This window comes from Vibrio sp. GJ43-1, assembly GCF_055808835.1.
Map to the genome: position 1 here is coordinate 2,078,618 of NZ_CM147884.1, position 13,610 is coordinate 2,092,227.

At 43.0% G+C, this 13,610-nt stretch carries 9 protein-coding genes and 4 pseudogenes; 7 read left to right on the top strand and 6 right to left on the bottom strand.

The annotated features are described in order from the left end of the window. Positions 1-99 precede the first annotated feature (99 nt). On the bottom strand, positions 100-1,227 hold the full coding sequence (locus AC0L66_RS09990; protein WP_473569217.1) for an OmpP1/FadL family transporter: 1,128 nt from the start codon (positions 1,225-1,227) through the stop codon (positions 100-102). Between the two features lie 288 nt (positions 1,228-1,515). On the opposite strand from AC0L66_RS09990, the gene AC0L66_RS09995 reads away from it, so the two are divergent. Continuing rightward, complete coding sequence (locus tag AC0L66_RS09995; RefSeq protein WP_265677097.1) at positions 1,516-2,172, top strand: Crp/Fnr family transcriptional regulator; 657 nt, start codon at positions 1,516-1,518, stop codon at positions 2,170-2,172. 182 nt (positions 2,173-2,354) lie between these two features. On the opposite strand, the gene AC0L66_RS10000 is transcribed toward AC0L66_RS09995, so the two are convergent. The 3 genes and pseudogenes from AC0L66_RS10000 to rsuA all read right to left on the bottom strand — a co-directional run bounded on the left by AC0L66_RS10000 (position 2,355) and on the right by rsuA (position 5,206). Then, positions 2,355-3,011 carry a DUF2913 family protein gene (locus AC0L66_RS10000; RefSeq protein ID WP_265677096.1) on the bottom strand — a complete coding sequence of 219 codons (657 nt, stop codon included), beginning with the start codon at positions 3,009-3,011 and terminating at the stop codon, positions 2,355-2,357. Then, positions 3,011-4,218 (bottom strand): annotated as a pseudogene (locus tag AC0L66_RS10005) (Bcr/CflA family multidrug efflux MFS transporter). The gene AC0L66_RS10000 and the pseudogene AC0L66_RS10005 overlap by 1 nt, the downstream one beginning before the upstream one ends. A gap of 290 nt (positions 4,219-4,508) precedes the next feature. Continuing rightward, positions 4,509-5,206, bottom strand: a pseudogene (gene rsuA, locus AC0L66_RS10010) (16S rRNA pseudouridine(516) synthase RsuA). Between the two features lie 71 nt (positions 5,207-5,277). On the opposite strand from rsuA, the pseudogene radD reads away from it, so the two are divergent. From radD to AC0L66_RS10040, 6 genes and pseudogenes are all read left to right on the top strand, one after another. Beyond that, positions 5,278-7,015: pseudogene (radD, locus tag AC0L66_RS10015) on the top strand (DNA repair helicase RadD). A 149-nt stretch (positions 7,016-7,164) separates the two neighbouring features. Beyond that, positions 7,165-7,518, top strand: a complete 354-nt coding sequence (locus AC0L66_RS10020) for a PepSY domain-containing protein (RefSeq protein WP_265677119.1) — start codon at positions 7,165-7,167, stop codon at positions 7,516-7,518. A 35-nt stretch (positions 7,519-7,553) separates the two neighbouring features. Then, on the top strand, positions 7,554-8,210 hold the full coding sequence (locus tag AC0L66_RS10025) for a response regulator transcription factor (RefSeq protein ID WP_265677092.1): 657 nt from the start codon (positions 7,554-7,556) through the stop codon (positions 8,208-8,210). Beyond that, positions 8,203-9,582, top strand: a pseudogene (locus AC0L66_RS10030) (ATP-binding protein). The gene AC0L66_RS10025 and the pseudogene AC0L66_RS10030 overlap by 8 nt, the downstream one beginning before the upstream one ends. A 167-nt stretch (positions 9,583-9,749) precedes the next feature. Next, positions 9,750-10,028: a 50S ribosomal protein L25 gene (rplY, locus tag AC0L66_RS10035; protein ID WP_265677090.1), complete on the top strand. Its 279-nt coding sequence runs from the start codon at positions 9,750-9,752 to the stop codon at positions 10,026-10,028. Between the two features lie 717 nt (positions 10,029-10,745). Continuing rightward, positions 10,746-11,237 carry a VOC family protein gene (locus AC0L66_RS10040; protein ID WP_265677088.1) on the top strand — a complete coding sequence of 164 codons (492 nt, stop codon included), beginning with the start codon at positions 10,746-10,748 and terminating at the stop codon, positions 11,235-11,237. A 294-nt stretch (positions 11,238-11,531) separates the two neighbouring features. On the opposite strand, the gene trpS is transcribed toward AC0L66_RS10040, so the two are convergent. Together trpS and AC0L66_RS10050 are read right to left on the bottom strand one after the other, a co-directional pair. After that, positions 11,532-12,554, bottom strand: coding sequence for a tryptophan--tRNA ligase (trpS, locus tag AC0L66_RS10045; RefSeq protein ID WP_265677087.1), 1,023 nt, complete (start codon positions 12,552-12,554; stop codon positions 11,532-11,534). 380 nt (positions 12,555-12,934) lie between these two features. Next, the gene (locus tag AC0L66_RS10050; protein ID WP_473567128.1) at positions 12,935-13,366 is read right to left on the bottom strand and encodes a GNAT family N-acetyltransferase; all 432 of its coding nucleotides are present in this window, start codon (positions 13,364-13,366) and stop codon (positions 12,935-12,937) included. Between the last annotated feature and the right edge of the window lie 244 nt (positions 13,367-13,610).

The following is a 13,610-nucleotide window of genomic DNA, read 5'->3' on the forward strand; positions in this document are numbered from 1 at the left end:
TCATATACCTTGGTACAAAAACAAAAACGCCCCTCACTCAGTGAAGGGCTTTACCGTTAACAGATTCTCTCTTGAATCCTGTCTACAGTGCTTTATCGACTAGTACGCGTAACTGACGCTAATAACGTGAATTCGATTGGTATCTACACTGCCTGTAAAATATTCAGTCCCTGCGACACTATAATTAACATCTTGCGTACCCAAATGGCGGTATTGATAGGCAATACCAATACGGTCACCGTTGGAACGAGTTTTCTCAGCCCCAAGACCTAATGACCAATTAGGGCCTATCGGCAAAGCAGGCGTCATATTTTCAACGTCATACATTTTCGAGTCGTAACGTAAACCCGCTTGGTAGGTCCAGTCACTTTGAGAATACGCTAACGCAGTACCGACGCTGTACACATCATTGGCTTTATCATCGAAATCAGACCACAGCTCTACACCAGTCATGGCTTTAAACGTCAGTTGTTCAGAAATTTTGTGCTGTACACCTAAGTCAAATCGCGAGGGCCACGTTGCTGAATCTAAATATGCGTCTAAGCTGGGTACGCCAATATCACTCAAATCATGCTTAACACGGTGCTTATAGTTGGCCGACAAGAAAGTCGACTCAGAAAGATCGTACATGGCAGACAACATAAAGCTTGCCGCGGTTGAATTACCTTCATTGTCAATGTGAGCATTGGCAGTAGAGTCGATAGAGGTCATCAAATGCTGAACCACCACAGCCCCACCTAGCGACAAATTATCGCTAGCTTGATAGCCTGCGGAAAGGTGTAGATTTAACGCCTCTTGTGAGATGGAATTAATCTGTTCATAGCCAATTAGTCCGCCAGTGTAATCCATACCTAGACCGCCATCGCCATGTAGCGAGGCACCCAGCACCCAACTGTCATTGACACGCTGAGCGTACGCTAGGCTCGGGACCAATGAGCGAGTTTTACCATTGCTAGAAAGGGAGTCACCACCCTCATTTTTACCATTGTGCTCAGTGTAGGCATCTAGGTATTGAGCCCCTACAGACAAACTAGACTCGGTTATCGCCGTTAACCCCGCAGGGCTCGTAATGGCGGCGCTAGCATCAATACGGTTAGAAACGTTCCCCACACCAGCAGAAGAGACACTATCAAACGTCGCCACTTCATGAAGCAAGATGCCCCCTGCAAATGAAGAAGAGGAAAATACAGCGAGTAACGCGATGGTTAAATTGTTTTTTTCATCGATGGGGACTCAATTATTAAAATTGCGCCCATCCTAGCCAAAAACCCCCTACCACTTTGCACTCTCAGTGCAACATAACTAAATAACCATAAAATCCGTAAGCATTTCGTTTTCGTGTGATCAACGTCAATCAAGCTCCACAATACATAAGTTGTGGTTATATTTCATATAACCACAACTCGATACATCTCACTGTATCAACGAATTATAATCACAGCACACCCGCCCTATAGGGCTATCAGCCTTTCCTAAGATATAGGCTATAGGCAATGACCAGATCAAAGGCCGTTAATGAACGTTCAACATGCCCTTCAAAGCCACTATCACGCAACAAGAGCATTAGCAGACAAGCTAATAGAGAAAGGTCTAGTGGTGACGATTCCAAAAGGTAAGTTTCTATGCTTTCAGGATCAGCCAACCAATGAAATTATTGTTCCCTTACGAGGCGTGCTTGGGTTCTGTCCCACCATCGATGAAGGAACCACACTGAGTTATAACCTGATTACGCCGGGTATTGTGATTAATGATGTCCCACTGATATTGGGGCAAAGTACTCAATCTGACATTCAAGCGATGACGGACTGTAAAGTCTTAACACTGCCTTTTCCTGTGGTCGAAACACTATTAGACACGTGCTGTGCGTTTTCAAAAATGCTCAATCTATCATTAGCAAAAAAACAACGATTTTGTTTAACGCTGTTTCGGCTTCGTGGAGAAAAGAACACGCAATTAAAAATACAACTCGCGATGCAAGCCATTACCGATGTGACCAGTGATGGCTCAATCCCATTGAACATCAGCACGCTGGCATCATTACTGAATATGTCTCGCAACACCGTAGGGCGTTATATTAGTCAAGCCATCGTGGCAAAAGAAGTGATCAAAGTTGATATTGGCTATCGCCTAATTACTCCGGTTACGACCTACAACCAACAGCGGGTTGCTTGACACCCTGCCTTACCCTTCACATGCTGGGGAGGATTTGAACCACGACTCAGCCGTTAACGGTCATGCAGACGCCATTTACAACAAAGGCCTAGCGAAGTCGCTAGGCCTTTGTATTCACAACAGATAGGCTTGAGCGCACCTTTTTAACCATTGTGTATAATTATAGTGTCATTCTAACCGTATTATTTGGCGACAAAAGACAAAGGGATCTCGACCAATTGAGGCCCTTGGTTCATTGGATACACCAAGTATTCGCCATGGTATTTAACCTTGGATTTGTAATCGGTACGTTTGTGCAGCATAAAGCCCGCTTCATACGCTTTAGTAATAAACTCAGCATGATTGCCACGAACAAACCAACTCATCGGTTTAACTAATTTCTCACCATCAAAGCAGTCATCACACTGATTTGCGCACAAGGCAAATGAGTTTTGACCGTCGGTAAAGAATTGCACCTTACTTCCATCCGTTAGGATTTCTGATGTAGTGACGCCCCAATCCGCCTGCTCCATTTGCTCTAGGAACGCTTCGATCATCGCGTCAGTGACGACTTTAGTTTCGCTGCCAAAAAATTCACTGTAGTAAGCGGCTATACGACGAAAAGTAGACTCTAACATGGCATCATTGCCTTTAGAGCGCCCCATTTTTTGCCAACGAATGATATCTGGCGCAACCACTTTATGAAAACGCTGCGATTTAATACTTTTCGTGACCCAACGTAGTAAAAACAGGTTGTTTGACGTTGGTGAATCAATGACCTTTCCACTTTGATGCCCTTGAGTGAGTTCTTCAAGTGCACTGTTTACTACGTTTTGAATTTCTGAATAATACTCAGACATTATGCTTTTTTTCCTAGTGTCCAATATAAGCTTAGCGGATAATACCGAACAAATGGTCATTAATACAATCATTGGCCAAACTGTTCCTGCTGGGAGCGTCGCAACAATTGCGCCTACCACCGAACCAGTACCAAATCTCAACGTTCCTGCGAGGGAAGAAGCGGTGCCTGCCATCGTTGGGTAGCCACTAAGCAACAGCCCCATAGAGTTACTACCAATCGTAGACAACGTCCCAATAAATAGCATCACAAATGGCACAATTCCCCAGATACCCAAATCCAAAAAGCCACTTGCTAATAATCCTAGTCCGGCAAACAGTTGCACGCTTAGACCAAACTTTAGCATGCCATGAAGCCCCACTTTTTTAACCAAACGACCATTAATACTAGTCATAATGATCATCGTCACGATGTTCAAACCGAACAAATAGCCAAATTGATCTGGCGTGACTCCGTAAATATCGATGTAAACGAAGGAACCTGCGGTCAAAAAGGCAAACATACCAGCAAATGAAAAGGCGCCGGAAAACATTAACCCCATAGCCACTGGGTTTTTACACAAGCGGGCATAATTTTTAAGGGTAGTTCTAAATCGTAAAGGTTGACGATTTTCCGGTGCTAGCGTTTCTGGGATTTTCCATAGTACCGCAGCAATAACGACGACCGAGAATGCCGTTAGCAACCAAAAGATCGAGCGCCAGCCAAACCAAATCGCCAAATGACCGCCTATCATTGGCGCGACTAACGGCGCTAAGGTAATCACCAATGTGACAAACGACATAGTGCGAGCAAAGTCTTCTTTGTCGAACATGTCTCTCACAATGGCTTGAATAATAACGGCAGCAGCGGCTCCAGCAAATCCTTGCGCCGTTCGCACTAACGTCAGCGACTCGATACTCGTTGTTGTCGCGCTCACCGCAGAAGCAATACCAAAAAAGAACACCCCAAACAGCAAAATCGGTCTACGACCAAAACTGTCGGCCAGTGGACCATGTAAAAGCTGACCAAGGGCAAAGCCAGGCAGTGTAGACCGTTAGCGTGATTTGTACTGCACCAGCATTAACGCCAAAATCTTTGGCAATAGCAGGCATCGCAGGTAAGTACATATCGATGGCGAGTGGTGTCAACGCCCCTATTGCGCCTAATACTAAAAATAATAGTAAGCCCAATTGAGGTGTTTCGGGGGACGATCGCGATTCAGAACTCATATAGCTCCTAGGTTATGGCGTTATTTTTCAGCACTCCTTGCTGTCAAATACACTCAACAACTCAATCACTCCGAATTGAGTTAACCATTTGTTGTTATCTGTTATTTGTTGTTATCTGTTATAGAGGTTTACTCTAGTGCTATGGGTTACCCGTGGGTAGCAGCAAGTCATTACATGCAGATACTAACAATATAATAAGTGCCATACTCATGAAAAGGCATAACACTTATTACGAACGCTACAATGATAGGAAGGACGAATTCATTGCAGCAACAACACATTCTCGTTTGTTACTTTTTCCAGATTGAGTCCACTTCTTCTTGAGTCAGGTAACGATACTCACCAAGCTCTAACTCTTCATCCAACTCAATTTCACCAATTCGTTCACGGTGCAGGGCTTCTACTTTATTGCCAAGCGCAGCAAACATACGCTTCACCTGATGATATTTACCTTCATGAATCGTTAGCAGCACTTCTTTTTCTGCTCTCACTTCTAAGTGAGCAGGTAACGTTAGTCCTTTTTCACTGCGAAGCTGAATGCCTTCTTTAAACTTCTCGACATAATCCTCTTCAACTGGCTCATCAAGCCACACGCGATAGGTTTTTTCGCATTTGTGTTTTGGTGAAGTAATTCTATGTGACCATTGACCGTCATCTGTAATCAGAACAAGGCCGGTGGTATCCACATCTAAACGCCCAGCAAAATGTAGCGCGTCCATTTTAATTTCATCAAGCAGCTCAAAGGCCGTTTGATTTGATCCATCTTCATGAGAACACACAAACCCTTCAGGCTTGTAGAGCATAATGTAACGAGGGCCTGTAACCGTAATTTCACGCTCTTGCCACTCGACGCAGCACTGCTCAGTAACCTTAACGGAACCACTCTTTTTTTCTCGCCGTTAACGGTCACTTCCCCTTTGCGTAAAAGGATGGTTGCCTCTCTACGGGTGACACCTAGCGAATCACACAAAAATTTATCTAAACGCATGAATACCTCAATCTGGTTAAGTTCGCTATTATATGGGCTTTTCATTCAGATGTAGAGTCAAACTCACTCATATGTACACACTTCGTCCATATCAAGCCGACTCCGTAAAAGCGGTCGTGCATTATTTTCGCAAAAACGACACGCCAGCGGTCATTGTCTTACCCACTGGAGCCGGAAAAAGCCTCGTTATCGCTGACTTGGCTCGATTAGCTCGTGGGCGTGTGTTGGTGCTGGCGCACGTCAAAGAGTTAGTCGAACAAAATCACGCCAAATATGAAGGCTATGGACTCACCGGATCCATTTTTTCTGCCGGATTAGGACGAAAAGAAACCTCAGAGCAAGTGGTCTTTGCTTCCGTTCAATCTGTTGTTCGAAACCTTGAACACTTTGCCAACCAATTTTCACTATTGGTGATTGATGAATGTCACCGTGTCCCTGAAGTAAAAACCTCTAGCTACCAAAAAGTCATTACGCATTTAAGTGAAATTAATCCCGGCATCAAAATTCTCGGTCTTACTGCTACCCCCTATCGGCTTGGCGTGGGTTGGATTTATCAATACCATACCAAGGGCTTAGTACGTAGCGACGAACCTCGCTTCTTTAAAGATTGTATATTCGAGCTTCCTATTCAGTACTTGCTTGATGAAGGGTTTTTAACGCCCGCCAAACTCATTGATGCGCCCGTGCTAAGCTACGACTTCTCACAACTCAAGCCTACGAGCATGGGGAAATACAAAGAATCGGAACTTGACTTAGTTATCGAACAATCTAAACGCGCGACGCCACAGATTATCGAGCAAATTATTCGTTACAGTGAAGATAAGCAAGGCATCATGATCTTTGCCGCCACGGTTCGTCACGCGCAAGAAATCCTATCGCTTCTACCTAAGCAAGGCAGCCAAATTGTGATTGGTGATACACCAACTCCCGAGCGAGACAGCATCATCAATGACTTCAAAGAAAAACGGCTTAAATATTTGGTGAATGTTTCTGTGTTAACCACGGGCTTCGATGCTCCCCATGTTGACCTCATTGCGATTCTTAGACCAACCGAATCTGTCGGTTTATATCAACAAATTGTTGGTCGCGGGCTAAGGCTCTCTGAAGGAAAAACCGAGTGTTTAGTTCTAGATTATGCTGAGTAATACCTACGATTTATATCAACCGGAAATTGGCAACCCTAAACCCGATAGCGACTCTGAAATAATTACCATCCCTTGCCCTGCCTGTGGGTTTAACAATAACTTTTGGGGGAAATTGGATGCTAACGGCTTCTTGCTTGAGCATTTTGGCCGTAAATGCCAAGGCTACTTCACCGACGAAGAAACCAAAGAACGCGAACACTGCAACTATCGCTTTAGGGCTAAGTATTGCAATGAATGTGGCGCTGACAACGACATTGCCGCGCGAATTTGTCATGAATGCGATGCCACACTGGTTGATCCAGACAAAAAACTAAAAGAGGCACTTAGCCTTAAAGATGCCTTAGTATTTGAATGTGTCGACATGCAGCTTTCTGTTCATAAAGATGACAAAGGAAAAAATAGCCTACGCATTGCCTACATTGGTGAGAACGACGCTCAAGTGAGCGAATTCTGGTCCCTCAATACCAAAAAACAAAAAGCGTTATTTTTGGCGAAGTTTGTACGACCGCATCTCGCCGATAAACACCGCGAATTTGACGCCACATCACCAACTAAAATCGTCAATAATCAGCATCGTTTCCGTCTTCCTACGTTTATCATTGCGAGAAAAAGTGGCCGATTTTGGAAGTTACGCGATAAGATTTTTTCGGACGAATTGAAGTAACGGTATTCAGCTTCTATTCATATTGAAAACTCTATACTTTGCGGTAGAGTAACCATTAACCCCAATCATAGGTGAGAGTCATGCACGTTCAACGAAACCGACGATTTTCGACATCTTTATTGCCTGTATTCGCGCTTTCTTTATTTTGGATGGCTCCAATTACTGCTCACGCTGCATTTTTGTCAGACTCACCCAATGGTCATGAGCTCGTGCAAGACGTTGAAACAGGCGGCGCACATGTCGAGTTTGATGAAGACCAAGAAGAGGTATATGACGCCGTTCAAAGAGGCTTAATCAAACCTTTTTCTGAGCTGTTCGCGACTGTAGAAAACGACCTGAATGGCCGAGTCATTAAAGTAGAGTTAGAAGAAGACGACGATGCATGGGTTTATGAGCTAAAATTGATGCATAATCAAGATATTATCAAAGTCGAATATAACGCGACGACACTTGAGTTAATGGAAATAAAAGGCCATAACCTTCAACAAGTCATCAAAAAATAATACCAAGCTTATATAAATTATAAGAGACGATATTCATGAAAATTCTCGTAGTCGAAGACGACCCAAAGTTGGGTGAACAAATTTTAAACACATTAGAAAATGCGGGCTGGGTACCGGAACTCTCACAAGATGGTATTGATGCTCTCTATCGTGCAACATCAGAAGAGTGGGATGTCATTGTTCTTGATCTTGGTCTACCCAAAATTGACGGACTCACCGTTCTTAAAGGGATCCGAGATGAAAACATCAATACGCCTGTCGTTATCCTTAGTGCCCGAGATACATTAAGCCAACGTGTTGAAGGTCTAAATGCTGGCGCCGATGACTATTTAACCAAGCCATTCGAAATGGTGGAGCTGATTGCCCGTATTCGAGCGCAATTGCGTCGTGCTTCTGGAAACGCCTCTCCCGTTATGCAAATTGGTGATCTTAGCCTCGACACTCGCTCGTCTAAAGTCATGTGGCAAGGCCAAGCGGTAAGCTTAACGGCGCTAGAATATAAAGTCGTTGCGTATTTCATGCACAACGCAGAGAAAGTCATCTCACGAACAGAGCTTGTCGAGCACATTTATAAGCAAGATTTTGATCGTGATTCCAATACTGTTGAAGTGTTTATCGGTCGGATTCGTAAAAAAATATCACCGAAAATCATTAAAACGGTTAGAGGACTAGGGTATCAACTGAATGCCTAACACAGATGCATCAACGACCCGAACTTCGGCAATAAAAGCTGAGTTTAAAAAACTCAGCTTAAAAACTCGCTTACTACTGGCCGCAACATTGTGGCTATCTGTCATGACGATTGCAGCGGGTATTATGATTCCCGGCTTGGTACGAGAATACTTGGTTCAAGATTTAGAAACTCAGTTAGGTCGTTCCATGGACGAAATAGCCGCCAACCTTGAAACCAACAAACAAGGTAATCTCGTGCTAACGGCTCGCCTCTCCGACCCGCGTTTTAATCAACCCTACAGCGGGCTGTACTGGCGTATTAACACCGATTCCGACACACTGCGTTCTCGTTCACTTTGGGATAAAAACATCTCAGAAGAAGAACGCGCTCACACCACGTCATACTACGGCGCCAAAGACGAAAAGCTCGTCACCATTAAACGGACCATTTTTCTTCCCGACATTAGTGACGGCGTCACTATACTAATTGCCCAAGATGAAGCGCCCATCGATAAAGCGCTGCATGTTCTCACCAATCAAGTTTGGGTGTTATTGGGCATTATGGTCGTCGGCATCCTTAGCCTTGTTGTTGCCCAAGTTAGCTGGTCTCTACGACCGCTAACTAAAATGCAAAAAGAACTTAAGATGTTAAGAAATGGCGAACGCCAGTCGTTAGATGAACAGTACCCGAAAGAAATAGCCCCACTCGTCAACGACCTCAATGCGCTCATTTTTCACTATCAAGAGCTACTTGCCAGAGCCCGTAATCATGCTGGTAATCTCTCCCACGCACTAAAAACACCGCTTTCTATCCTTAAAAATGAACAAGCCAATCTAAGCGAAGAAGACCGTGATAGGCTCGCCCCTGCATTACTGCAAATTCAATCACAGATAGATTATCATTTAGGACGTGCTCGCATGGCTTGAGTGCAATGAACATCTTATCGGTAAAATCAAATCCCAGTGAACGCGTGGATGCCATTTCTCTGGCATTCGATAAAGTCTATGCTGAGCGTGAGATCATACTCATCAATGAACTTGATACTGAGCTATTCGTTTCTGTTGAGAAAACCGACTTAGACGAAATGCTCGGTAACTTAATAGAAAATGCTTATAAGTGGGGAAAGAGCCTGGTTCGAGTACATTCAGCCACATTAAGCGACAACATGATTCAGATCATCATCGAAGATGACGGCATCGGCATCCCAGAAGAACAATGTCGCAGTGTGATAAAACGCGGTGTTCGCTTGGATGAAACGACACCAGGCACCGGCTTTGGGGCTTAACATTGTCAGCGAGATGGCACATGGTTACCGAGGAGAATTAGTCCTTTCTGCAAGCAAATTGGGTGGTTTACAAGCAACCCTTACCCTACAAGCCGTAAAGGACTAAAAAATCAGTCAATCTTGGCTTCAAACTATTGCTCAGATGACTATTGGATGTTAGTATCCGCGCTCGTTTTGAGAGTATCTTAAGATACTTCAAAGCGTTCTATGTTCTAACTAGGTCGCTAAGATTAGAACGATATTTATTAATTTTACTATTTGAGAGTAAATACTATGAAATTCGAAGCAGTAGTACGTACTGAACTAGGTAAGGGTGCGAGCCGCCGCCTACGTCACGCTGGCAAATTCCCAGCAATCATCTACGGTGGTGAAGCAGCACCGATCTCTATCGCGCTTACGCACGATGAAGTGATCAACCAAATGGACAAGCCTGAGTTCTACGAAGCAATCACTCTATTGATTGACGGCGCAGAAGTTAAGGTTAAGCCGCAAGACGTTCAACGTCACGCGTTCAAGCCAAAAGTTGAGCACATGGACTTCATCCGCATCTAATTCCCTACCAAGGAATTAGTTGGATTAAATCCAGCCTTTTGCATAAAAAGATTCTCAGTCTTACCAACTAAGTAATCTAAAGAAATTCGAAACCCCGATGCTACCAACATCGGGGCTTCACCGTTTCTGGGGCTTAGAAAATCGAGTAACATTTCGATTGGTCATAGCCTTAGGAGCTAAACAGGTAAAAGTGAGAACACGAAAGATCACTATCGTGACAATATACCGTACTCACATGACTTGTATTCACTCCTATGCGCCCTCCCCCAATCTTGCCCTTTAAGTAACCCAATACTTTGTCACTGTGGTCCAAATAGCGTTTGTTCTATTCCGGTCATCATCCTCTTGAAAACGAGGGGCTTCCCAGACACATGACTCGCTTTAAATGGAAATGAATTCCCGATAATACGCTTAGCAAGATTCCAGTCTTTCAAAAGAATGACGGTTACTTTTTGTGGTGGTAAGTAACTGCCTTTATCTTGTGTTTAGGTACTTGGACAGAACCATCTTGCCGATCTATTCATTCAACTCACTTATGAACATAATTGTATCCAGCTTAAATTTATTAATACAAAGCTGTGTTAACACCCAATCATAAATTTTAATTATCATTTTTATAACCAATGATAATTTTTTAAATTCACTTTTCTCTCCTATACTTCTCCACATCAAAGCGAAACACGAAACAAATAATCAAATTACTTTTTGGAGAAAGTTATGAAAATGAATCACGTAGGTATCATGGTTGGCGACATGGACAAAGCGGTAGAGTTCTATACTAAAGCACTAGGCCTTCGCGTTGTAATGAATAACACTAAGGTAATCGAAGAGCGCGAATCTGCAATCGGTCGTATGTGTATCGCGGTATTCGGTGAAGGCTTCAAAGGTTTCAACATCGCTCACCTAGTCACAACAGATGGTATTGGTGTTGAAATGTTCGAAATGGTTGACCGTGAAGAGCGTCACAACGTTGACTTCTCTCGCCTAGGTATCTTCCACTTCTGTCTGCAACTACCAAAAGAACAATTTGAATCAGCAATCAAGCGTGTAGAAGAGTTTGGCGGTAAAGTACGCATGGATATCCACCGTTATCACCCAGAAGATGATTCTAAGCAAGCACAAATGGTGTACCTAGAAGACCCGTTTGGTAACCTATTTGAGTTCTACTCTCACTCTTACGAAGACACTTACGCTTCTGATTACGAGTAATTCTCTCACTCACTAAATAGACATTATCAATGCCCACTGGATATCTGATCTCGTGGGTATTGTCGTTTTACTATCAACATGATTTTGGAGCACAATTATTTTTGAGCTGAGGACTCACGCGCTGGTGTCCCTAAAGGAGTATTGATTCCGTGCACATAACACCTCTGGACAAAAATGTGTTACCGGCTTTTGCTATTTCTACTTTGATTGCATGAATTAAATTATCATACTTATAAAATCAGCTTCCGGATAATCAACTAATGAACTTCTAGAAGCTGACTTTGAAAATGATATTCAGAAAAGATTCAGACCAAAAATGTCCTTAACATTGAACAGCACTTCCGATGTTTTTGCTCTAGATACTTGGCTTCCCTTGACTAAAATATCAACCAGTTGAGCTTTATCATTCAAAAACTGTCTTCTTCTATCTCTTATTGGTCGAAGCGTTTCCTGCAGGCACTCTTCCAGTACCTTTTTCGTTGTGCCGTCGCCAAGCCCCCCACGTCTATAGTGTTCTTTTAACTGCTTGACGTATTCCTGATCAGAATGAAAAGCATCAAGATAGGTAAACACAACATTTCCCTCAATCTTGCCGGGGTCTTCGACCTTTAGGTGGTTGGGATCGGTATACATCAATTTTACAGCTGCGGATATTTCTTTTTCAGTAGCCCCGAGATTAATAGCATTGCCCATCGACTTAGACATCTTATTTTTTCCATCTGTACTAGGAAGCCGTGATGCATTACTTAATAAAGGTCGACACTCACTTAAAACATTGCGCCCCGCTAGTGAATTAACCTTTCTCACAATCTCATTAGTTTGTTCAAGCATTGGTAACTGGTCATCTCCTACTGGAACTAAAGATGCATTAAACCCAGTTATATCAGCCGCTTGAGATATAGGGTATGTTAGAAAACCTGCTGGTATAGAGCGTTCGAACCCTTTGTTTTGTATTTCACTTTTAACGGTCGGATTTCGTTCTAGCCGACTGATAGTTACGAGGTTACTGTAATACATAGTCAACTCAGCGAGGGCTGGGAGTTGTGATTGAAGGCAAATAGTGGTTTTAGAGGGGTCGATACCAACAGCCAGATAATCAGCAACGACATTTAGAATATTAGATGATACTTTTTTTGGATTGTGAGCATTATCAGTAAGACCTTGCATGTCAGCAACGAGGATCGTTTGCTCATGATCTGCCTGTAAAGCTATGCGCTGCTTTAATGAACCGACGTAATGACCGAGATGCAAAGAACCTGTAGCTCTATCACCAGTCAAGATGATTTCTGGTTTATCATTATGTTGCTTTGTATTCATGTTATATCTCCTAGTTAAAATAGATCGCTACTGGAGATACAAAAGAAATTACAGTCTTAGCTACCTCCCAGCAGCTTAAGAATGTAAGAATTCCGTGCCGCTCTAATTAGAGCGCCACCAGAAGAAGAATGATGTGGTACTTGATATGTATTTCATACAAATAACCTAACAGTTACCGTTTTGAAGTTCAACTATTGAAATAGTTTACCCATAGAAAAAATAATGATGAAACACTATTAACGAGGAAGATAATTAACGTGCTCTAAAACACTTTGGGGCAAAAGTGAGTCAAGTCAAAGCAACGATCGCGGATACGGAAACGCCCAAAGTTATTAGCTTTAGGCGTTTCTTCTAACAAACTTGGTTACGACAAACCGAGCTTAAAGTGTCATATGCAGAATTGGAAAGGGTTTTCCCATATCATCAAGTGGCGAGCGCGAAACGACTTTGAACCCCATATGATCGTAGAAACCTACTGCCTGTGGGTTTTGTTCATTTACATCGACTTTGGTTGCACCTAACTGCTCAATTGCGTATTGCAGTAGTCTCTTACCTATGCCTTGCCCTCTTACCTCGTTTGAGATGAAAAGCATTTCAATCTTTGAGTCGTGGTTACCCACGAAACCTTGAATTGAACCACTTTCATTTTTCACACATCTTAAAGTGACAGCGGGAAAAGCCTGCTTAATGATAATTGGTTTAAAAAACTCAATATCTTCTTCTGTTATGAAGTCATGAGTCGCTCGGACTGAATTTTCCCAAACATTAAGCATTTCTGCGTAATTTTCAGGAAGCACATTTTCTACAATCATTGGGTTTTCTCTAAAGTTGACTGAAATTTATGTGCAGCCGCGAGAGTGCACTCTACCAACAAAATATATGTCCGTCTATCTAGCGATCTAACGTCGACATTATTTTCATTTGGGAAAAGATCAATAATCAACACTCGTATAAGTAGCGAGGCTAACACCGATTGTTACATAAACGAGTTAGTTTCCATCACCTCCTAAATATGGCTTTCGTGATACCTACCACCCTTTCAAAACGCGGGCATTT